This window comes from Saccharothrix sp. NBAS 001 (genome assembly GCF_056640475.1).
In genome coordinates, this window is record NZ_CM153251.1 from 9,833,610 (window position 1) to 9,853,858 (window position 20,249).

17 protein-coding genes and 1 pseudogene are annotated in these 20,249 nt (G+C 70.8%); 10 read left to right on the top strand and 8 right to left on the bottom strand.

The features are described 5' to 3' along the window. Window positions 1–41: 41 nt before the first annotated feature. Window positions 42–719, top strand: coding sequence for a maleylpyruvate isomerase family mycothiol-dependent enzyme (locus AC0HI0_RS44585; RefSeq protein ID WP_480929493.1), 678 nt, complete (start codon window positions 42–44; stop codon window positions 717–719). Here AC0HI0_RS44585 and AC0HI0_RS44590 read toward each other — a convergent pair. From AC0HI0_RS44590 to AC0HI0_RS44605, 4 genes are all read right to left on the bottom strand, one after another. Further along, window positions 703–1,479, bottom strand: a complete 777-nt coding sequence (locus tag AC0HI0_RS44590; RefSeq protein ID WP_480929494.1) for an arylamine N-acetyltransferase family protein — start codon at window positions 1,477–1,479, stop codon at window positions 703–705. The genes AC0HI0_RS44585 and AC0HI0_RS44590 overlap by 17 nt on opposite strands. A gap of 12 nt (window positions 1,480–1,491) precedes the next feature. After that, window positions 1,492–2,019, bottom strand: a complete 528-nt coding sequence (locus tag AC0HI0_RS44595) for an SRPBCC domain-containing protein (protein ID WP_480929495.1) — start codon at window positions 2,017–2,019, stop codon at window positions 1,492–1,494. Beyond that, on the bottom strand, window positions 2,012–2,365 hold the full coding sequence (locus AC0HI0_RS44600; RefSeq protein ID WP_480929496.1) for an ArsR/SmtB family transcription factor: 354 nt from the start codon (window positions 2,363–2,365) through the stop codon (window positions 2,012–2,014). Before AC0HI0_RS44600 ends, AC0HI0_RS44595 begins: the two co-directional genes overlap by 8 nt. Before the next feature lie 521 nt (window positions 2,366–2,886). Next, window positions 2,887–4,083, bottom strand: coding sequence for an MFS transporter (locus tag AC0HI0_RS44605; RefSeq protein WP_480929497.1), 1,197 nt, complete (start codon window positions 4,081–4,083; stop codon window positions 2,887–2,889). Between the two features lie 342 nt (window positions 4,084–4,425). On the opposite strand from AC0HI0_RS44605, the gene AC0HI0_RS44610 reads away from it, so the two are divergent. Genes AC0HI0_RS44610 through AC0HI0_RS44620 form a run of 3 tightly spaced genes read left to right on the top strand, consistent with a single transcriptional unit; the run spans window position 4,426 to window position 6,691 of the window. Then, window positions 4,426–5,127 (top strand): Tat pathway signal sequence domain protein, encoded by a 702-nt coding sequence (locus AC0HI0_RS44610; protein WP_480929498.1) that lies wholly within the window; start codon window positions 4,426–4,428, stop codon window positions 5,125–5,127. Next, entirely contained in the window at window positions 5,127–6,062 is a 936-nt protein-coding gene (locus AC0HI0_RS44615) for a DUF3500 domain-containing protein (protein WP_480929499.1), read from the top strand. Before AC0HI0_RS44610 ends, AC0HI0_RS44615 begins: the two co-directional genes overlap by 1 nt. Then, window positions 6,059–6,691, top strand: a complete 633-nt coding sequence (locus AC0HI0_RS44620) for an endonuclease V (protein ID WP_480929500.1) — start codon at window positions 6,059–6,061, stop codon at window positions 6,689–6,691. The genes AC0HI0_RS44615 and AC0HI0_RS44620 overlap by 4 nt, the downstream gene beginning before the upstream one ends. Here AC0HI0_RS44620 and AC0HI0_RS44625 read toward each other — a convergent pair. After that, window positions 6,679–7,899 carry a family 4 glycosyl hydrolase gene (locus AC0HI0_RS44625; protein WP_480929501.1) on the bottom strand — a complete coding sequence of 407 codons (1,221 nt, stop codon included), beginning with the start codon at window positions 7,897–7,899 and terminating at the stop codon, window positions 6,679–6,681. The two genes, AC0HI0_RS44620 and AC0HI0_RS44625, sit on opposite strands and share 13 nt — an antisense overlap. Then, window positions 7,896–8,762 carry a LysR family transcriptional regulator gene (locus AC0HI0_RS44630; RefSeq protein ID WP_480929502.1) on the bottom strand — a complete coding sequence of 289 codons (867 nt, stop codon included), beginning with the start codon at window positions 8,760–8,762 and terminating at the stop codon, window positions 7,896–7,898. Before AC0HI0_RS44630 ends, AC0HI0_RS44625 begins: the two co-directional genes overlap by 4 nt. Window positions 8,763–8,833: 71 nt before the next feature. On the opposite strand from AC0HI0_RS44630, the gene AC0HI0_RS44635 reads away from it, so the two are divergent. From AC0HI0_RS44635 to AC0HI0_RS44660, 6 genes and pseudogenes are all read left to right on the top strand, one after another. After that, a complete protein-coding gene (locus tag AC0HI0_RS44635) occupies window positions 8,834–9,736 on the top strand; it encodes an alpha/beta hydrolase (RefSeq protein WP_480929503.1) in 903 nt (300 codons plus the stop codon). Next, complete coding sequence (locus AC0HI0_RS44640; RefSeq protein WP_480929504.1) at window positions 9,736–10,884, top strand: MFS transporter; 1,149 nt, start codon at window positions 9,736–9,738, stop codon at window positions 10,882–10,884. The genes AC0HI0_RS44635 and AC0HI0_RS44640 overlap by 1 nt, the downstream gene beginning before the upstream one ends. 160 nt (window positions 10,885–11,044) lie before the next feature. Next, window positions 11,045–12,892, top strand: coding sequence for a Xaa-Pro dipeptidyl-peptidase (locus AC0HI0_RS44645; protein ID WP_480929505.1), 1,848 nt, complete (start codon window positions 11,045–11,047; stop codon window positions 12,890–12,892). 94 nt (window positions 12,893–12,986) lie between these two features. Continuing rightward, window positions 12,987–13,742: a M23 family metallopeptidase gene (locus tag AC0HI0_RS44650; RefSeq protein ID WP_480929506.1), complete on the top strand. Its 756-nt coding sequence runs from the start codon at window positions 12,987–12,989 to the stop codon at window positions 13,740–13,742. A gap of 175 nt (window positions 13,743–13,917) precedes the next feature. Beyond that, a complete protein-coding gene (locus tag AC0HI0_RS44655) occupies window positions 13,918–14,997 on the top strand; it encodes a DUF4192 domain-containing protein (RefSeq protein ID WP_480929507.1) in 1,080 nt (359 codons plus the stop codon). A gap of 1,111 nt (window positions 14,998–16,108) precedes the next feature. After that, a pseudogene (locus AC0HI0_RS44660) lies at window positions 16,109–16,833 on the top strand (IS5 family transposase). A gap of 399 nt (window positions 16,834–17,232) precedes the next feature. Here AC0HI0_RS44660 and AC0HI0_RS44665 read toward each other — a convergent pair. Next, window positions 17,233–19,263 (bottom strand): prolyl oligopeptidase family serine peptidase, encoded by a 2,031-nt coding sequence (locus AC0HI0_RS44665; RefSeq protein WP_480929508.1) that lies wholly within the window; start codon window positions 19,261–19,263, stop codon window positions 17,233–17,235. Continuing rightward, entirely contained in the window at window positions 19,263–20,228 is a 966-nt protein-coding gene (galE, locus tag AC0HI0_RS44670) for a UDP-glucose 4-epimerase GalE (protein ID WP_480929509.1), read from the bottom strand. Before galE ends, AC0HI0_RS44665 begins: the two co-directional genes overlap by 1 nt. Between the last annotated feature and the right edge of the window lie 21 nt (window positions 20,229–20,249).

Here is a 20,249-nt window from a genome sequence, read left to right on the forward strand (position 1 = left end):
TCCTAACGGCTCACATCGTCCAAAGCATTAGGGGAGTTGTGGTGAACAGCAACGCCGTACCCACCGCCGTGGTCGACGCCACGCTGGACGCGCACCGCCGCCTCCGCGCCGTCATCGAAGAGGTGACCGACGCCCAGGTCGGCGAACCGTCCGCGCTGCCCGGCTGGACGCGCGGGCACGTGCTGGCGCACCTCGCGCACGTCACCGAAGCCATGGCCCGCCAAGCCGAGCAGGAGGGCACGAAGATCGAGCCGTACACCGGGGGACGGCCCGCGCGCGACGCCGCGATCGAAGCCGCCGCCGGACGTCCCGCCGCCGAACACCGCGCGGCGATCGAAGCCGCCGTGACCCGGCTGACCGCCGCCTGGGCCGGCGTCCGCGACTGGCACACCCCCGTCGCCTACCGCGACGGCGTGCTCCTCGACACCGCGTACGCGCTGTGGCGGGAAGTCGAGATCCACACCGCGGACCTCGACCTCGCACCCATCACCTGGTCACCGGAATTCCGCGACCACGCGGTCGACTTCCTGGCCGCACGCGTGCCCGACGGCACCCGGCTCAACCTGGTCTCCACCGTCGACAGTCGCAAGTGGACAGTCGGCTCGGGGGAGGACGTCGACCTGCGCGGAGAACCCGACGACCTGGTCACGTGGCTCGCCGGCCGCGAACCCAAGGCCGCGCTGACCGGTGAGCCGCCCGCGCTCAACCCCTGGCCGTAGGCAACTCCAGCCCGAAATCGTCACGCAGCACGGTGGCCAACTCCTCCGACGTCAGGATCCGCTTCCGCGACCCCTCCGCCGGGGTGGCCACCGTCAGCCGGTTGTCCGCGATCGCGTAACGGGCGCGTTCATCGGTGCGCTGGACCAGCAGCCTGCCGACGAACGCGCTCGACGGGTGCGTGGACAGGTAGTAGTTGAGGATCTCGAAATCCGCACGCGTGCGCGGGTCCTCGGTGAAGTCGTACAGGGCGATCCACTCCCCGCCCTGGTAGGAACTCAACGTCCACACCGCGTCGTCCAGGTCGAGCCGGAACGACCAGTCGCCCTGCTGCTCGAACGCGTCCTGCAACAGCGGCAGCGGCGTCAACAGCCCGCCGTTGCCGAAACCCACGTCCGCCAGCCACTTCCGGTCCACGCGCAGCAGCGCGTGCGTGCGCGGGATGTCGCCCTCACGGCCCAGCAGCACGCGCGCGGCGTGCGCCGTGACCTGGAAACCGAGCCGTTCCAGCACGGCCGCGAACAGCAGGTTCTGCTCGTAGCAGTACCCGCCGCGGCGGTGGCGCACCATCTTCTCCTGGAGCGACGGCACGTCCAGCGCGATCGGCACCCCCAGGCCGATGTCGGCGTTCTCGAACGAGATCGACCGCAGGTGGGCGCGGTGCAGCCCGCGCAGGGTGGTGATCGCGTCGGCGTCCGGGTCGGGCCGGAAACCGACGCGGGTCAGGTAGGCGTCGAGGTCGAGGAGTTCACCGTTCCACACGGTCCCAGCATGTCACCCGGTCGGAACGGCGGGCGGCTCCGGGACGTTCGCCGACTTGGTGGCAGCGGGCATGGCCCACGTGAACGCGCGCATCACCGCGTACTGGAGCTTCAGCCCCGTACCGACGTCGCCGCTCTCGACGACCTGCTTGAGCGCGGCCAGGATCGCCTTCCAGGTGTTGTCGACCTTGTGCAGCTTGTCGACCGAGTCCGGCCAACCGGAGTTGCGCAACGTCACCCGCGTGCCGCCGTCGACCTCGCTCAACTCCCAGGTCACCAACGTCCACGGGTCGTCGCGCATGGTGAGGCGCTGGGTGTGCGACAGCAGGCGAGGCGGATCGACCGCGACGACCCGCCCGACGACGAACACCCGGGTCCCGTCGACCGACCGGTAGTACAGCGGGGCACCGGGTTCGAGCGCCGAGTCGAGCACCGCGTCCATCATGGCGCGCTGCTTGCCGTCGAGCCGGGTCAACTCGCCCCAGACCGCGTCGATCGGCGCGCCGATCACGATGCTGTGCAGGAGTTCACGTTCAGCCAACGTCCTCGTCCTTTCCGTGAGCACGTTCGACGGTGTCCTTGAGCCCGACGAGCGCAGCGGCCCAAGGCTGCTCGAACTCCGCCACCCAACGTCGGTGGATCTGTTGGATCGGCACGGGGTTGAGGTGGTTGACCCGTTGCCGGCCGCGCGCCTCCACCAGCACCAGGTCGGCTTCACGCAAGACGCCGAGGTGCTGCATGACCACGTGCCGCCCGATTTCCAACGCCTCGACCACCTCACCCGTGGTCCGAGGCCCACGCCGCAACACGTCCAGAATCGCCCGCCGCAGCGGATGCGCGAGCGCTCGCCAGACGGGGTCGTCATCGGTGTCATGTGGTGTCTTCATTACGTAATTTTTCTACCACATATCACCGCCCGATCCCACCCTCAACCCGCCGCTCCCCATGTCCAATGCGCCGACCCCCGCCACGGGTTGTCCTGGGCTCGCCGTCCGGTTCAAGCGTCACTCCTGACAGTGAATTGCCAGCTAGACGGGCACTTACCGGCCGGTAATTTCGTTGCCGAGGAATGAGGAAGGAGGCACGGCGGCGAGGTGCCCACACCATCCACAGCCCGACCCGCCCGCCGCGCACATGCGACCAGACCAACCCACACGCGCCCGCGCCCGCTAGAGCAGACAGCGAGCCAGAGCAGACAGCCGGACCGGCGGCGAAGCCAGCGGGCAGCCAGACAGAGATCTGCGTGCGGCCCGAGCCCGTCAGGCCCAGCGGCCCGAGCCCAACAGGGGCTGGCCGACCGAGCCCGGCAGACCCGGCGGCCCGAGCCCGGCAGACCCGGCGGCCCGAGCCCGACGGGGCTGGGGGACGGAGCCCGGCAGGGCTGGCGGATGGAGCCTGGCGGGGCCGGCTACTGTGGCAACCGCGCCCGGCGGACCGGCGAGCACGTGATCGCCACCGCCTGCACCACCAGGCCCGCGACACCGACCCACACCGCCGTCCGCGATCCGGCCAGGTGGCCGATCAAACCGCCCACTGGCGCGCCGATCACGATCATGCCCCGGTTCAGGGAGCGGATCGTCGAGTTCATCCGCCCCTGCAGGTGGTCCGGCGTGATGGCCTGCCGGTAGGCCATCTCGGGCGGGCTGTCGATCCCCACGCCGAAGCCCCACGTGAACTGGGCGGCGGCGAGTAGCAGGAGACCGGCGGCGGACGCGTCGGCGAACGGCACCAGCGCGTACGCGGCCGGCGTCAGCCAGCGGCCGGTGACGATCACCGCGCCGGGACCCAGGCGACCGGTGGCGGTGGTGGACGCCGAGGCACCGAAGACCGCGCCGAGGCCGGCGGCGGCGAAGGTGAGGCTGAGTTCGAACTCGTCGAAGCCGAGTTCCCTGTGCACGAAGAACGCGAACACCGGCGTGACCATGCTGTTGAACAGGAACCACGCGTGGGACGTGATCGCGATCGGCGCCAGGACCCGGTGCCGGTAGACCCACGTCAGACCTTCGCGGATCTCGCGCCGGAGGTTGCGGGACTTGCGCGGTGGGATCGTCTCGGGGACCCGGATCGTGGCCAGGACCAGCGCGGACCCCACGTAGGACACCGCGTCGAGGACGATCGCGAACGGCGCGCCGATGGTCTTGACCAGCCAACCCGCGACCAGGGGGCCGGTGGTCTGGGCGACCGCGCGGGTCTGCTCCATCCGGGCGTTCGCGGTCGTCAGCCGTTCGGGTGTGACGAGCCTGGGCAGGAACGACTGGTGGGCCGCGTCGTACACCAGCGACAGCGTCCCGAACACCCCGACCAGGCCGATCAGGATCGGCAGCGTGAGCGCGCCGAGGGCGTGCGACGTCGGGATCAGCGCGAGCACGACGGCCCGCGCCAGGTCCGCGCCGATCAGCACCGGACGTCGCCGCCGACGGTCCGCGAGCACCCCGGCCAGTAGGCCGAACAGCAGGTACGGCAACCACTGCGCGGCGCTGAGCACGCCCAGCGCGTCGGTGCCGGCACCGAGTTGGTCCATGGCCAGGATGCTCAGCGCGAAGGTGGTGATGTGGGTGCCGACCAGCGACACGGTGTCGGCGGCCCAGAAGCGAGCGAACGTCACGCGGCCGATCCTCCCCGGTCGTTGACAGCCCACGGACCGGAGTGGTCTCATTCGATCGGTAAGGCTCTTTCCGAAATCCGCCGCCGTGCCCCGACGCGAGGTCTCTCGCGACACGTTAGGAGCGCGAACGTGGAACTGGCCCGTCACAAAGCCGAACCCGCTGGTCGTCAAACGGAACCGCACCCTCACCGCGAAGCTGAAGCGCACCGAGCGACGGAGAGGCGTAAGGCGCAACCGACCCGCCGCACGGTGCTGGCCGGCGCGGTTGCCGCGCCGTTGATGATGTCCGGAGCCGGGGTGTCCGCTGCGGGGGTATCCGCTGTGGGAGTATCCGCTGCGGGAGTGTCCGCTGCCGCCGCGTGGCGTCTGCGCTGGCACCCACAGGCGTCCGACCAGGGGCTGGATGCGTTCGAGAACGTCGAGGACGACCGCGCCGGCTCGCACCCCGGCGTCAAGCACATCACCGTGCAGGGCTCGGACTACCGGTTCGACATGCACACCCGCGACCGCGACACGTCGACCGACCGCCAGCGCAACGAGGTCGCGGGCATGCGCTCCGATTCGGGCAACGTGGTCCTGCGCGAGGGCGAGACCTGGCGGTTCACCTACTCGATGTTCATCCCGTCCAGCCTCAAGGCGACCACCACGTTCACCCACGTCATGCAGACCAAGATGCCCGGCGTCGGCTCGCTGCCCGTCACGGTCATGTCGTTGCGCCGCACCGGCGACACCCAGCGGATCGAGTTCAAGGTGGTCGAGGGCAACGTCCTGGTCGGCGCGACCGACCTCGTCCCGCTGCACAACCGCTGGCTGGACACCGAGGTCGAGATCAGGATCGGCGACGGCACGGCCGGCCGCGTCCGCTGGGTCCTGCGCGACGGCGGCACGACGGTCCTGGACCAGACGAAGTCCGGCGTCGACACCTGGCTGGGCGACCGCCTGCGCCCGAAGTGGGGCATCTACCGCTCGCTCGGCGACACGTCCGGCTCACTCCAGAACTGCTACCTGCTGCTGCGCAACCTGAAGGCATATAAGTTCGAGTAATGCTGCACGAGATCACCGAGGCCACGCGCGGCGTGATCGACCTGCTCGACGTAAGGCAGCGCGTGGCCGCCGTGCGTGCCGCCACCGACGACGATCTCCGCCGGAGCTGGGCCTACACGCCCGGTCCACGTCCCGGTGTCGTGCTCGGCGACCTTCGCCGCGACCAGCGCAAGGCCGTGCACCGCCTGCTGTCGTGCGTGCTCAGCCCCCACACGTACGCGCAGGTCGCGGCCGTGATGGCGTTGGAGGACGTGCTCGACGACCGGGAGGGCGGCCGGCGCGACCGCCACCAGGGCGACTACACCACCGTCCTGTTCGGCGAGCCCGGCGACGACCCGTGGGGCTGGCGCTTCGAGGGCCACCACCTGTCGATCAGCGTGATCGTGGTCGACGGCCGCGTCTCGGCGACCCCGTTCTTCCTCGGCGCGAACCCGGCGCGCGTCACCTACCGGGGCCGGACGGTCGCGCAACCGTTGCGCCTCGAAGAGGAGTTGGCGCGCGAGCTGCTGGACCGGATGGGGCGCACGGCGCGCGGTCTCGCCGTGGTCGGCGACCGCCCGCCACCGGATCTGATCACGGGTAATCTGCCCAGGATCGGCGACATCGAGCCGCGCGGTGTGACGCCCGCCCAGCTCGACCGCGCGTCACGGGGGCTGCTGGTCGGGCTGGTCCGCTGCTACCTGGACCGCCTGCACAGCGATCTCGCCGACGACGAGTTCGACCAGCTCGACCTCGACCGCCTGCACTTCGCGTGGGAAGGTTCCGCCAGGCGGGGCGAGGGCCACTACTACCGCATCCAGGGGCCGGAGTTGCTGATCGAGTACGACAACACCGCGAACGACGCCAACCACGCGCATTCCGTGTGGCGCAGGCGTTCCGGCGATTTCGGCGAGGACCTGCTCGCCGCGCACCGGGCGACGGTGAGACACGAGTGACCCCCGACGAGGCAATCGCCGAGCAGGAGCGGCTGCGCCCGCTGGTGCGGCCGTGGGCCGACCCGGACCTGGCCGTCCGGTACGTCGCCGGGCTGGACGTCTCGTACTCCGACGACGACCGGCTGGCCGGCGCGGTGGTCGTGCTGGACGCGGAGACGCTGCACACGGTGGACACCGCCGTCGTCCTCGGCACCGCCGATTTCCCTTACCTGCCAGGTCTTTTCGCGTTTCGTGAGCTGCCGTCGCTGCTGCGCGCGCTGGAGAAGCTGACGGTCGCGCCCGATCTGCTGGTGTGCGACGGGCAGGGGCTGGCGCACCCCCGGCGGTTCGGTCTGGCGTGCCACCTCGGGGTGGTGACCGACCTGCCGAGCGTCGGCGTGGCGAAGACGCCGATGGGCCGGTTCGAGCAGCCGTCCGCCGAACGTGGCGCGGTCACGGACCTGGTGGAGGACGGCGAGGTGGTCGGGCGCGCGCTGCGGACCCGTGAGGGGGTCAAACCGGTGTTCGTGTCGGTGGGGCACAAGATCGATCTCGACCGCGCGTGCGCGGAAGTGCTGCGCCTGTGCATCATGCGACTGCCGGAGACGACCCGCAGGTCGGACGCGTTGGGGCGTGCTCAGCTCAAGTAGGCCAGCTGCGGGTGTTGCCGGATGTAGGTGTCCAGCAGGCTTTTCGCGGTGGTGACCGAGTCCACGAGGGGGTGCAGGGCGAACGCCTTCAAGGCGGACGCCCGGGTACCCTCCAGGACCAGCCGGTCGACGGCCTTCACGGACGCGACCAGCCCTGCGGCGTGGTCGGGCAGCGGACTGACCGCGAGCGGCCGTGCGCCGTCCCCGTCGACCTCGCACGGCACCTCGACGACCGCGTCGGCGTCCAACGTGGACAGTGTGGAACCGTTGCGCACGTTCAGGATCATCTTCGCGTTGTCGCCGAATGCGATGGCGCGCATGAGTTCCAGCGCCACGTGCTCGTAGCCGCCGCCGTCGAGCGTGTCGCGTTCCTGCTTCATGTAGGTCGCCTCACGCTCCAGCCGGGTGGTCTCCCAGTCGACCTCGCCCTGGTAGAACCGCTTCTGCTGGCGCAGCAGGAAAGCGCCCCGGTCGTCGCCCAACGCGTCGCGCGTGTCGTAGTAGTAGTGCAGGTACTCGTTGGGGACGACGCCCAACGCCTGGAGGAACTCCACGCCGAACAAACGGCCCTCCTCGAACGACAGCACCGCCTCGCCGTCCGCGAGCAGGCCCGGCAGCAGGTTCTCCCCACCCCGCCGGACTCCTTGCAGCCAACCGAGGTGGTTGAGCCCGGCGTAGTCGAACGTCACCCCGTCGACGCCCAGCGCGTGCGCGACCCGTCGGCACAGCCCGACCGGCGAATCGCAGATGCCGATCACGCGCGGCCCCAGGTCCTCCGCCATCGCCTCGGTGATCAGACCGGCCGGGTTGGTGAAGTTGACCACCCACGCGTCCGGTGCCAGTCGGGCGACCTTACGTGCGATTTCCCGCGCCACGGGGACCGTGCGCAGCCCGTACGCGACACCGCCCGCGCCCACGGTCTCCTGCCCCAGCACGCCGTGCGCGTGCGCCACCTGCTCGTCGATGGCACGACCGGCCAGGCCGCCCACCCGGATCGCGGAGAACACGAAGTCCGCGCCCCGCAGCGCCTCGTCCAGGTCGGTGGTCGCGGTGATCCGCGGCCCGCCGTCCAGCACGGCCCGGATGCGGGCCAACCGCGCCGCGTCCACGTCGTGCAGGACGAGTTCGTCGACCCACCCGGCGGCGATCAGCGCGCGGTGGACCTGCGGCACGCGGAACCCGCCACCGCCCAGGATGACCAGCCTCATGCGTCCCATCCTGCCTGTTCCAGCAACCCGATGAACGCCCACGTCAGCGGATCGGGGTCCTTGGGGCCGAAGGCCGCCAGCTCGCGCCGGACCGGCGGTTCCGGCCGCACCACCACCCCGTCGAACGTCTCCGGCAGCACGTTGCGCGGCACCAGCGCGGGCCCCAGCCCGGCCGCCGCCAGCACCGGAACGGTCGCGGTCTGCTCGGTCCGCACCGCCGCCCACGGCTGGAACCCCCGTTCCCGGCACACCGCGCTCACGAAGTCCGCCAGCCCGTTGCCGGGCGCGGGCAGCACCCAGCCCTCGTCGGCGAACGCCCTCAGGTCGACCGGCTCGTCGTGCGGCGATCCCGGCGGCAGGACCAGCACGAACTCCTCCACCCCGAGGACCCGGCAGAACCCCGACCACTCGGCCGGCCTCGGCCCGATCGCCACGTCCGCCTGGCCCTGCGTCATGGCCTCGCGCAGCTCGTCGGTGTGCCGATGCTCGAACAGCCTTATGCGCACGTCCGGGTGCAGCGCGCGCCACTTGCGCAACACGGGCGGCAGCGCGCCGAGCGTCAACGAGTAGACCGTCGCCACGGCGAGTTCGCCGCACTCCAGGCCGCCTACGCGTCGTGCGGCGGTGGTAGCGCGCTCCGCGTCGGCGAGTGCCGCACGCGCGAACGGCAGCCACGCGCGACCCGCCGGCGTGAGTCGCACGGCGCGTGGCAGACGGTCCAGCAGGGGAGTGCCCACGGTCCGTTCCAGCGCACGGATCTGGTGCGAGAGCGCGGGTTGCGTGACGTGCAACAGTTCAGCTGCACGGGTGAACGACCCTTCGTCCACGACCGTGACCAGGTACTCGAACTGCCGCAGCGTCATGAACTCAGTTTATGGCAGAGGTAGAGAACATGCCTTGGACTTATCGCCGGTAGAGGTCGGATGATCGGCCCATGGCACTGAACGACCAAGCCCGCGCCGCCCTGGCGAAGACCGCCGGCGCGCCGTCCGCGGAGGAGTCGACCGTCTACGACGCGCGGCAAGCCTTCCTGGGCTTCAAGGACTTCCAGAACGAGCCGATGCCGACCAGGGTCGAGCACCTGTTCGTGCCCGGTCCCACCGCCGACCTGCCGGCCCGCGTCTACCGGCCCGCCGGCGACGGCCCGTTCCCGGCGATCGTGTTCCTGCACGGCAGCGGGTTCGTGATCGGCAACCTCGACGTGTACGAGGTGTTCCTCCGCGCGCTGGCACACGCGACCGGGCACGCCGTGTTCGCCGTGAACTACCAGAAGGCACCCGAGCACCCGTTCCCGATCCCGCTGGACGACTGCTACGCGGCCACGTCCTGGCTGTACGACCACGCGCCCGAACTAGGTCTCGACCCCGACCGGATCGGCATCGCCGGTGACAGCGCGGGCGGCACCCTCGCGGCGGCCGTGACGCTCAAGGCCCGTGAGAACGGCCTGCGCCTGGCGTTCCAGGTCCTGGTGTACCCGCCGATGGACACCGACTTCGACACGCCCTCCTACGTCGACAACGCCACCGGCTACGGCTTGCAACGCGAGACGATGCGCTGGTCGTGGACGCAGTACCTCGGCGACAGGGAGCCGTGCGGGCTCGCCGCCCCGCTGCGGGCCGAGCTGCACGACCTGCCGCCCGCGTTCGTGGCCCTCGCCGAACACGACCCCGTGCGCACCGACGGCGAGCGCTACGCCGCGAAGCTCGCCGCTGCGGGCGTTCCCGTGCACGTAAGGCACTTCGACGGCACGATCCACGCGTTCGTGCTGATGGACGCGCTGCTCGACGAGCCGCGCATTCTGCTGGACGAACTCGCGACCTGGTTGGGAGCACTCTGATGCCGCTCGCACTCGTCGCGCTGGCCATCGGCGCGTTCGGCATCGGCACCACGGAGTTCGTCATCGTCGGCCTGCTGCCCCAGGTCGCCGGCGACCTGGACGTCTCGATCCCGTCCGCCGGGCTGCTGGTGTCCGGCTACGCGCTCAGCGTCGTGGTCGGCGCGCCGCTCATCACCGCCGGCGGATCACGTTTGCCGCGCAAGAAGATGCTGGTCGGGCTCATGGGCCTGTTCATCCTGGGCAACCTGCTGTGCGCGGTGGCGGACAGCTACGCGCTGCTCATGGTCGGCCGTGTGGTGGCCGCGCTGTGCCACGGCGCGTTCTTCGGCGTCGGCGCGGTGGTGGCGTCCGGCCTGGTCGCGCCGGACCGGCGGGCGCGCGCCATCGCGTTGATGTTCACCGGTCTGACCGTGGCGAACGTGCTCGGTGTGCCGATGGGCACCGCGCTGGGGCAGTCGTTCGGATGGCGTTCGACGTTCTGGGCGGTGACGGTGCTGGGGATCGTCGGCCTGGTCGGGATCATCGCGCTGGTGCCGCCGCAACCGGCGTCGGACGGCCTGCGCGGCGAACTGGCGGTGTTCCGGCGGCCCGGCGTGTGGTTCGCGCTCGGCACGACGGCGTTGGGCTTCGGCGCGGTGTTCGCGTCGTTCACCTACATCGCGCCGATGATGACCGAGGTGGCCGGATTCTCGCCCGGTGCGGTCACGTGGCTGCTCGTGCTGTTCGGGGCGGGCCTGTGCGTCGGGAACGTCGTGGGCGGCCGTGCGGCGGACCGCAGCCTGATGCCGAGCCTGTACGCGATCCTGGCGGTGCTGGTCGTCGTCCTCGTGGCATTCGTGTTCACCGCGCAATCCCAGCTGTTGGGCGCCGTGACGATCGCCCTGCTCGGCGTGGCCGGTTTCGCGACCGTGGCCCCGCTGCAAACCCGTGTGCTGCAACAGGCCGAAGGTGCTCCCGCGCTCGCGTCGGCGGCGAACATCGCCGCGTTCAACCTCGGCAACGCGGCCGGCGCGTGGTTCGGCGGCGTCGCGATCGACGCCGGATTCGGTTACACCGCGCCGAACTGGGTGGCCGCGCTGATGGCGCTGGGCGCGCTCGCGGTGGCGCTGGCGAGCGGCCGGCTGGTCCGCGTGCCGGTGTCGGCTTGAGCCCGGCGGACGAGTCTGCACACCGGGTCCGCGCTGGTCAAGGGCCGATCGGCGGGTCTTGACCAATCGTCCACAATGGACTCATGTGGCTCTTGACACGTCTCGCGCGGTGGGGGGAAGGTCTGCACCGACCTGTCCTGCACATGATGGGGGAACAGCCGTGAAGGGTGTTCGGAGAGCCGCGGTCCTGGCGGCTCTGGCAACGCTGCCGCTGGGCCTGCTGCCCGCGGTGGCCTCGGCCGCGCCGGAAGGCCCGGTGTTCAAGGACGGCGAGGCGCAGCCCGTCTTCAGCGCGACGGACGTGGTGAAGGAGAGCGTCTGGGTCCGCGCGCCGGTCGACAGCGATCGCGACGGCAAGGACGACGAGGTCTACGCCGAAGTGGTGCGCCAAGGGGCCACGAACCGGGGCCTCAAGGTGCCCGTGGTGTTCTTCAACAGCCCGTACTTCTCCGGCGGCAACGACGTGGACAACCACAACGTCGACGTGGAGCTGTACGTGCCCAACCGGCACGGTGGCTACGACAGGCGCGACGGGTCGCAGCTCAAGGCGCAGGCCGACGAGCGGATCGCTGCGGCCGTGGGCCCCAACGCCGGCCCCATCACGTCCGCGCGCTACGAGTCGTACTTCATCCAGCGCGGGTTCGCCATGGTGTACGCGGAATCGCTGGGCACCGGCAAGTCCACCGGCTGCCCCACTTCCGGCGGGCGCAACGAGACCATCGGGTCCAAGTCCGTCATCGACTGGCTCAACGGCCGCACCACCGCGCGTGACGCGTCGGGCAAGAAGGTCAAGGCCACCTGGACCACCGGCAAGGTCGGCATGATGGGCGTGTCGTACAACGGCACGCTGCCGAACGCCGTGGCGTCCACGGGCGTGCGCGGCCTCGAAGCCATCGTGCCGATCGCGGCCATCTCCAGTTGGTACGACTACTACCGCGCGGACGGTGCCGTGGTCGCGCCGGGCACGTACCAGGGCGAGGACCTGGACGTGCTCGCCGAGTACGTCTACACGCGCGCGGACCAGGAGATCTGCAAGCCCGTCATCGCGGAGATCGCGAAGAAGCAGGACCGGGTCACCGGCGACTACAGCGCGTTCTGGGACGAGCGGAACTACGTCAAGGACGCCGACAAGGTCCGTGCGGCGGTGCTCGCCGTGCACGGTCTGAGCGACTGGAACGTCAAGACCAAGAACGTCGCGCAGTGGTACGAGGCGCTGCGGCGCAACGGTGTCGAGCACAAGATCTGGCTGCACCAGTCCGGCCACACCGACCCCGACACGCTGCGGTCGGTCGAGTGGCGCAAGACGATCAACAAGTGGTTCAGCCACTACCTGTACGGGCTCGACAACGGCATCCAGAAGGAGCCGAAGTCGACCATCCAGCGCGAAGACCGCACGACGTGGACCGACGAGGCCGACTGGCCCGCTCCGGGCACGTCCAAGGCGAAGCTGTTCCCGTGGGCCGGCGGTTCGGCCAAGGGCGCGCTGAAGTCGTCGTCGGTGCCCGGCCGGTCCGTCGTGGAATCGCTGCGGGACGACTCGTCCAAGCTCGCCGAGGACCTGATCAACCTGCCCAGCTCCGGTAACCGGCTGTCTTACGCCACTCGTGCGTCGAGCACGCCGCTGCGGCTGTCCGGCACGCCCCGCGTGGAACTGGCGGTGTCGTTCGACCGGCCCGCGGCCAACGTGACGGCGCTGCTGGTCGACCGTGCGCCGGACGGGACCAGCCACGTGATCACGCGTGGGTGGACCGACCCGCAGAACCGGGACGGGCTGTCCAGGTCGAAGCCCATCACGCCGGGCCGGACCTACCGGCTCGACGTGGAGTTGCAGCCGCAGGACTACATCGTGCCCGCCGGGCACTCGGTGGAGTTCGTGCTGGTCTCCAGCGACTACGACTACACGCTGCGGCCCAAGCCGGGCGTGGGGCTGTCGGTCGACCTCACGTCCACGACCGTGGAACTGCCCGTGGTCGGCGGCCCGGCGGCACTGCGCCGTTCAGTTGGTTAGCAAGTAATTCACCGAGCGAACACCTGGTGAGTCTTCCACTTTGACGGCTGGGCGTGGTCCGATCGCCACACCCAGTCGTCAAGGAGGTTGACTGATGCGCCGTGTGCTCGCGACGGTTCTCGTCGTGCCGCTGATCGGATTCGCCCTCACGCCGGGGCAGGCCGCAGCGGCACCGAGCTTCCAGCTCCCGTTCCCGTGCAACCAGGTGTGGGAGGGGCAGACCCGCACCGACCACAGTCCCGCGAACTCGGTCGACTTCAACCGCGCCAACGACGACGGCGACCCGGTCGTCGCGTCCGCTGCGGGCACCGTGAGCAGGGTCGCGAACGAAGGCAGCACCAGCTACGGCCGTTGGGTCGAGATCGACCACGGCGGAGGCTGGCGGACCCGGTACGCGCACTTGTCCGCGCAGCGGGTCGCTGTGGGGCAGTCCGTCCGCCTCGGGCAGCTGATCGGCAACGTCGGCACCACCGGAGGCTCGACCGGGCCGCACCTGCACTACGAGCAGAGGCTCAACGGCGCGGACCAGAAGGCGAAGTTCAACGGGGCCCAGGCGTACTACTGGGGGTCGCGCAGCTACACGAGCCGCAACTCGTGCAGCGGCGTCAACGGGACCGTGGGCACCGACAGCGGCACGGCCGTGACCATCCGGTCCGGCCCGGGGACGGGCTACTCGGCGGTCGGCTCGGTGGCCAGCGGTGCGTCGGTGACGATCCGGTGCCAGGCCAAGGGGGAGTCCATCACCGGCAAGTACGGCACCACGACCCTGTGGGACCAGATCGGCTCCGGGTACATCTCGGACGCTTACGTGTACACGGGCTCCGACGGTCAAGTCGCGCCCAGCTGCTGATTCTCCATTATCCAGCACTGCTGACCGCTCCTCCAGTGCCCCTTACGCGCACACGTGCGTAAGGGGCACTTTTTCGTCCTTATACCCATCCCTCAAATCTGCCGATTGCGCCAAGTGTCATCTGATCGGGTTTCCCTGGTGGCCAACCCCCGATTTCTCCGACAAAATCAATGTCATGACAACCGCGACCAAACCCAGTCACCTCCGCACCCCGGGCGACGTGATCGCCGCCCTTCCCTACCTGCTCGGTTTCCACCCGGCCGATTCCCTGGTCCTGCTGGTCCTCGAAGGCGGCTCGATCGCCCAGACCCTCCGCCTGGACCTGCCCGCCACCCGCAACGACCGCAGGGTCGCCGACGAGCTGGCCCTGTCTTTACGAGGGCGCGCCCACACGCACGTGGTCGCGGTGGTCGTCGGCGGTGGCCGGGGCGACCCGCCCGAGCTGCTGCCCCGCGAAAACCTGGTGGCGCAGCTGACCGCGTCCCTGGGCTACGTGGGCGTGCGGGTCACCTGCGCCGCCTGGTCGCCGGCCACCGCCGAGGGCTCGCCCTGGCTCAGCTACCACGACCTGGGCGACCAGGGCGTGGTCCCCGATCCGGCGGCGACCACGATCGCCGCGCGGGCCGTGGCGCAGGGGCTGGTCACCCACCGGAGCCGGGAGACCCTGGCCGCGACCCTCACCCCGGACCCGCCGGAAGCCCTGTCCCGCCGCTCCGCCCTGCTGGACAAGTTGGCGGCCGAGGCCGAGGTCCACGACTCCGAGGACTCGGCGACCATGATCCGCCACCGGGCACTGGTCAGGGGCGCGGTCACCCGCACCCGGTCCCGCTCGATCCCGCTGACCGACCGCGAGGTGGCCGAGCTGGCCTACGCCCTGTCCGACCTCTGGGTGCGCGATGCCAGCCTCGCCGACGCGATCAGTGAAAACGCCGAAGCCGCCGAACGCCTCTGGATAGAACTGACCAGAGCCAGTCCGATACCGGAAAGAGCCGAACCCGCCGCCCTGCTGGCGTTCTCGGCCTACATCAGGGGCGATGGCGCGCTGGCCCTGATGGCAATGGACCGGGCCGAAGAAGCAATGCCCGGCCACCGCCTGACGACCCTGCTCCGCACCGCCCTGGAAAACGGAATGCCACCCACCACGGTAAGAGGCTTGGCGGAACGGGCAGCCGCCGCCGACTGGTTCCCCAAACCCGATCAGGAATCAGGCCCCACCGACACCCGACCCACCGGCCAGGAGCCGCCTATGTCCTGAATGACATTCTTATGCCGCCGCCACGCCCACCATTCCACCGACATCCCTGACCCGGACCACCCAGCCTGGTAGGCGCGGCCCGCCGCCCCGTGCCCGCCGCCCTATGCCCGCCGCCCTATGCCCGCCGCCCCTTGCCGGTCTGCCCTGCCGGTCGCGAACGCGCAGGGCTGCGGGCAGCCGGCCGGGGCGGTCGGGTGGAACGGGTCGGGACCGGCTGACCGGCCGGCGGGCCACGGGAGCGTTGGAAGCCACCCATCGCGGTGGTGGTGCCGTTGTGCCGTGTTCTGGTCGTGGCACGAGTCGATCCAAGGAGGACATTGAGATGTGATCAGCGGTCGAGGATGACTCTGGGCCGGTAGATCGTGGTGGCGCTGTGGAGTCCTCGGTGGTTGTGGACGACGTCGGAGTCGCCGGTGCCCTGGTGCCCGTCGGCTCGCGTGCCGCGCAGGCTGGTGTCGGCCGGTTTGAGCTAGTTGTGGTGGCTCATGAGGTTGTTGGCGGCGGGTCGGGTTGAACGGTGGAGGGCCGCTGGGGCGCGGTGGGTGTGTCTGGAGCGCCGATTGCGCACATGGAGGTCGTCGTGTGCGCCGTGACGCCCGCACGACGGTGCGCGTACGCCGCATTGTGGTGACCGGTTACCGGGGCGGGTGATCGCCCGGCCGGATCGCCGTGTGGTTCGGCGTGTCCCGTGCCACCGTCCACGAATGAGTCGACCGCGACGACGGGAGGGCGAGGCGGGTCTGGCCGGGCGCTCCTCGCGCCCGCGCACCCCGGCCCGCATCCCGGTCGGGGTGGGAGACCGGGTCGTGGCGCTGTGTCGGGAGGTGCGACGCGGTGCGGTCCACCCGGTCGGCCGGGCCTGCCCGCGTTCACGACCGGGCGGGTGCCGCGCTGGCGCGGGGTCCCGCTGCTGTCCGCGACGGACCCGGTCATCGGCACGCCCGTGCGGCGCAGGCGCACCGGCGTCCGCCGCGAACGCCGCCGCCCCGGCGACCTGCCGCACGTGGACGTCGGGAACCCGGCTGGACACCCGAGGCTGGCGGACGGCGGCGGATGGCGGCTGCACGGCCGCACCGAACCCGCCAGGGGACGGGGCTCTGAGGTTGGTGTTGTGGTTCGTCGTGGTGAGTTGACCGATCGGGCGTGGTCGTGGATCGAGCCGTTGCTGCCGTTGGGGACGCGGTGTGGGTTGCCGTGGCAGTCGGTCTACGACCGGGTCCGCAGGTGTTGCAGGACGACGGCACCTGGACACGGCTGTTGGAACACGGGCAGGTCCGTGACGACGCCGTGGGCACGGTCGAGCGGTCGGTGAGTGTGGACTCCACCGAGGTGCGGGCGCGCCAGCACGCGGCCGGCGCGGCGAAAAAGGGGCTGCGTCGGCCGCTTCTGCGCCCGCGAGGGCCTCGGACGTTTCCGGGGCGGGCTGGGCTGCAAGGTCCACCTGGCCTGCGACGAACGTGGGCGGCCGGTGTCGACGGTGCCTCTCCCGGCCAGGCCGGTGACGCGCCCCGATTCGGGCAGGTCATGGCCGTCATCACCGTGCGCGACAAGGCCCACGACTCCCGCGAGATCCGGGAACACCTGCGTCGACGCCGGATCACCGCCACGATCCCGCAGGCCGCCGACCGCGTCCGCAACCGACTGGCCCAAGGCAGTTGCGGCGGACGGTCGCCCGCCTTCGACCGCGACGCCCATAAGCGGCGCAACACCGTCAAAAGCTGCATCAACCGCCTCGGACACCGGCGGGGTCTCGCCACCCGCTACGACAAGACCACCCAGCCCTACCTCGCCGCACCCACCATCGCCGGCCTCGTCATCTGGCTCAACAACGAATAGTCAGACGGCCTTAGGCGTGCCATGCCATCCAGCACGGCGTCGGCCTCGGTGGAGCTGGAGTGGTCGTGGGTGGCTGCCACGTCGCCGCCAGCCGGGAGGGCCACGCCTGAGGGCAGAGCCCAGGGGCAGTGCTGCTGGTGGCGGGGTGGGTGAGCGGCGAGGGTTTCGCGTGCGTGCCACGAGGGATTCAGCCCGCCGCAATCGTTTGCGACGTTGGTGGGCCGCATGGTTGTCGGGCTTGCCTGAGTGGATCGGGCCGACGGTGTCGGCCCCGCTGTGAGGCGGGGCCGACACCGGGCGGGTCCGGCAGGTGGGGCCGTGCACGGTGTACCGGCGTGCGGGTGGTGCGGGGGTGCCGGGAGTGCGGGTGGTGCGGGAGTTCGATGTTGCAGCTGGGTCTTACAGGAGTTCTGGGCGTCGCCAGGGCTCGTCCAGGACGTGTTCGGCCAGGAAGGAGTAGATGGTCTCGTACCAGACCTTGGCGTTGCCGGGGGTCAGGATCCAGTGGTTCTCGGTCGGGAAGTACAGGAACTTCGCCTGCACGCCGTGGCGCACCAGGTCGAAGTACAGGCGCTGTCCTTCACCGATCGGGACCCGGTAGTCCTTGTCGCCGTGGATCACCAGCACCGGGGTCTTGATGTCCGCTGCCCTCAGGTGGGGCGAGTTCGCCCGCACCCGCTCCTGCTGGCGCAGCGGGTCGCCCATCTCCCGGATCCAGTAGTACGAGTCGTCCGTGGTCCCGGTGAACGCGTCCAGGTGCCACAGCGACGCGTGCGTCACGATCGCCCGGAAGCGGTCGGTCTGGGTGGCGATCCAGTTCGCCATGTACCCGCCGAACGAACCGCCCATGGCGGCCGTGCGGCTGTCGTCGATGTCGTCCCGGTGGGTGGCCACGTCGGTGATCGCCATCAGGTCGGTGTACGGCTTCGCGCCCCAGCTGCCCCAGCCGGCGGCGATGAACTCCGGGCCGTAGCCGGTCGACAGGGCCGGGTCGGGGAGCAGGACGGCGTAGCCCTTGGCGGCCATCAGCCACGGGTTCCAGCGCCAGCTCCAGCCGTTCCAGCTCATGACCGGGCCGCCGTGCACCCACAGCAGCAGCGGCGCGGGCTGGTCGGGGGAGCAGCCGGTGGGCAGGACCAGCCACGCGCGGACCGTGCGGCCGTCCTCGACCACCGTCTCGATCTCGGTGAGCGTGCCGGGCAGGGACTCGACGCGGCCGGGGGCGGGCAGGACGACCGCCTCCTGCTCCGGGGTGGCCAGGTCCAGGCGCACCGGCTGGGCGGGCTGGTCGACGGTGTTGCGCAGCGCGTACACGTGCTCGGCGCCGACGCGCACGTCGGTGTACGACCCGGACTCGGTGAGCCGGATCAGGTCGCCGCTCGCCAGGTCCAGCCGCCAGATCGGCTGGTGGCCGCGCAGCGAGCTGGTGAAGTACACCGCCGCGCCGTCCGGGCCGACCACCGGGTGCTCGGGCTCCTCGGCGAAGTCCGGGGCCAGGTCGGTGATCGTGCCGTCCAGGTCGATGCGGACCAGGGCGTTGCGCCACGGGCTGTCCGGCGTCGAGTCGAACGAGCGCACCGCGATCACGGCCGACGAGTCGGCCAGGAAGGTGGCCTGGGCGAACGAGTGCTCCGGCAGGTCCGCCAGCACGCGACCCGGCGTGCCGTCGGACGGGCTCAGCCGCAGCCGCACGCGCGGGCCGTAGGCGGCGCTCACGTCGACCCGCTCGGTGTGCACGACCCACCGGCCGTCCGGGCTGATCGCCGCGGCGTCGTCCAGCCGGGCGTCGGCGTCGGGCGTGAGGTCGGTCAGGTCGTCGCCACCGAGCCGGTCGCCGGTCGGCGGCTGGGCGGTGAGCAGCCTCGGGTAGGCGGGGCCGAGGTCGACGTCCCAGTACCGCACCGGGTACGACTCGTAGAGGATCGCGGTGACGCCCGCGTCCTCGCGGGCCATGCGGTGCGCCTCGTCGGACTCGCCGAAGTCCGCGGTGGGGTTCGCGCCGGCGGTCAGCAGGAGCGTGCCCGCGTCGGCGGCGACCTCGACCCGGTCCACGCCGCCCACCGGGCGCAGCAGTTCGCGGGCTTCACCGACCTCCGGCAGTAGCCACAGGGCGGTCTTGTCCTTCGGTTTGCCGTCCACCGGCTTGGTCTGCTGGTCCGGTCGCGAGGACAGGAACAGCAGTGCGCCGTCCGGGGTGAACACCGGGTTCGACTCGCCCTTCGCGCCCCTGGTCAGCCTGCGCGCCGGGCGTTCGCCCGCCGGGTCGACCTCCCACAGGGCGCCCTGCCACGCCTTGCCGTCGGCGGACAGTTCCGCGACGACGGTGACCAGGCGCTTGCCGTCCGGCGACAGCGCCAGCGACGCGAGCCTGGGCAGCGCCGCGAACGACGGGACGTCCGCGAAGTCGCCCGCCTGGATTGTGCCGCTCATCAGACCTCCAGAGAACGGGACTGGGTGAACTCCCACGCGTCGCGCACGATGCCCGCGAGGTCGACCCGCTCCGGCTTCCAACCCAGTTCGGTCCGCGCCCGCTCCGCCGACGCCACCAGCACCGCCGGGTCGCCCGAGCGGCGCGGTGACACGTCGGCCGGGATCGGGTGGCCGGTGACCTCGCGGCACGCCTCGATCACCTGCTTGACCGAGAAGCCGAAACCGTTGCCCAGGTTGTAGATCCGGTGCTCGCCGCCGGTCGCGCCCGCCAGCGCCTTGAGGTGCGCGTCCGCGAGGTCCACCACGTGGATGTAGTCGCGCACGCAGGTGCCGTCCTCGGTCGGGTAGTCGTCGCCGTACATGGCGACCTTCTCCCGGGTGCCGGACGCCACCTGGAGCACGATGGGGATCAAGTGGGTTTCGACGGCGTGCCGCTCGCCGTACCGCCCGTAGGCACCCGCCACGTTGAAGTACCGCAGCGACACCGCGGCCAGCCCGTGGGCCGTCGCGTAGCCGGTGATCGCGTGGTCGATGGCGAGCTTGGTCGCGCCGTAGGTGTTGGTCGGCCGGGTCGGCGCGGTCTCCACGATCGGGACCTGGTCCGGCTCGCCGTAGGTCGCCGCGGTGGACGAGAACACCAGGCGCGGCGTGCCGTGCTCGCGCATCGCGTCCAGCAGCCGCAGCGACGTGACCACGTTGCCCTGCCAGTACTTCGCGGGGTCCTGCTGGGACTCGCCGACCAGTGACTTGGCGGCGAAGTGCAGCACGCCGTCGAAGCCCTCGGCGAGCACCGCGCCGATCACGTCGTCGATGTTCTCCGCGATCAGCCGTACGCCCTCGGGGACCGCGTCCGCGTGCCCGGTGGACAGGTCGTCGAGCACGACCACCTCGTGTCCTGACTCGACCAGCCGAGCCGCGCACACGCTGCCGACGTACCCCGCACCGCCCGTGACGAGCAGCTTCACCGTGATCCCCGCTTTCTGTAG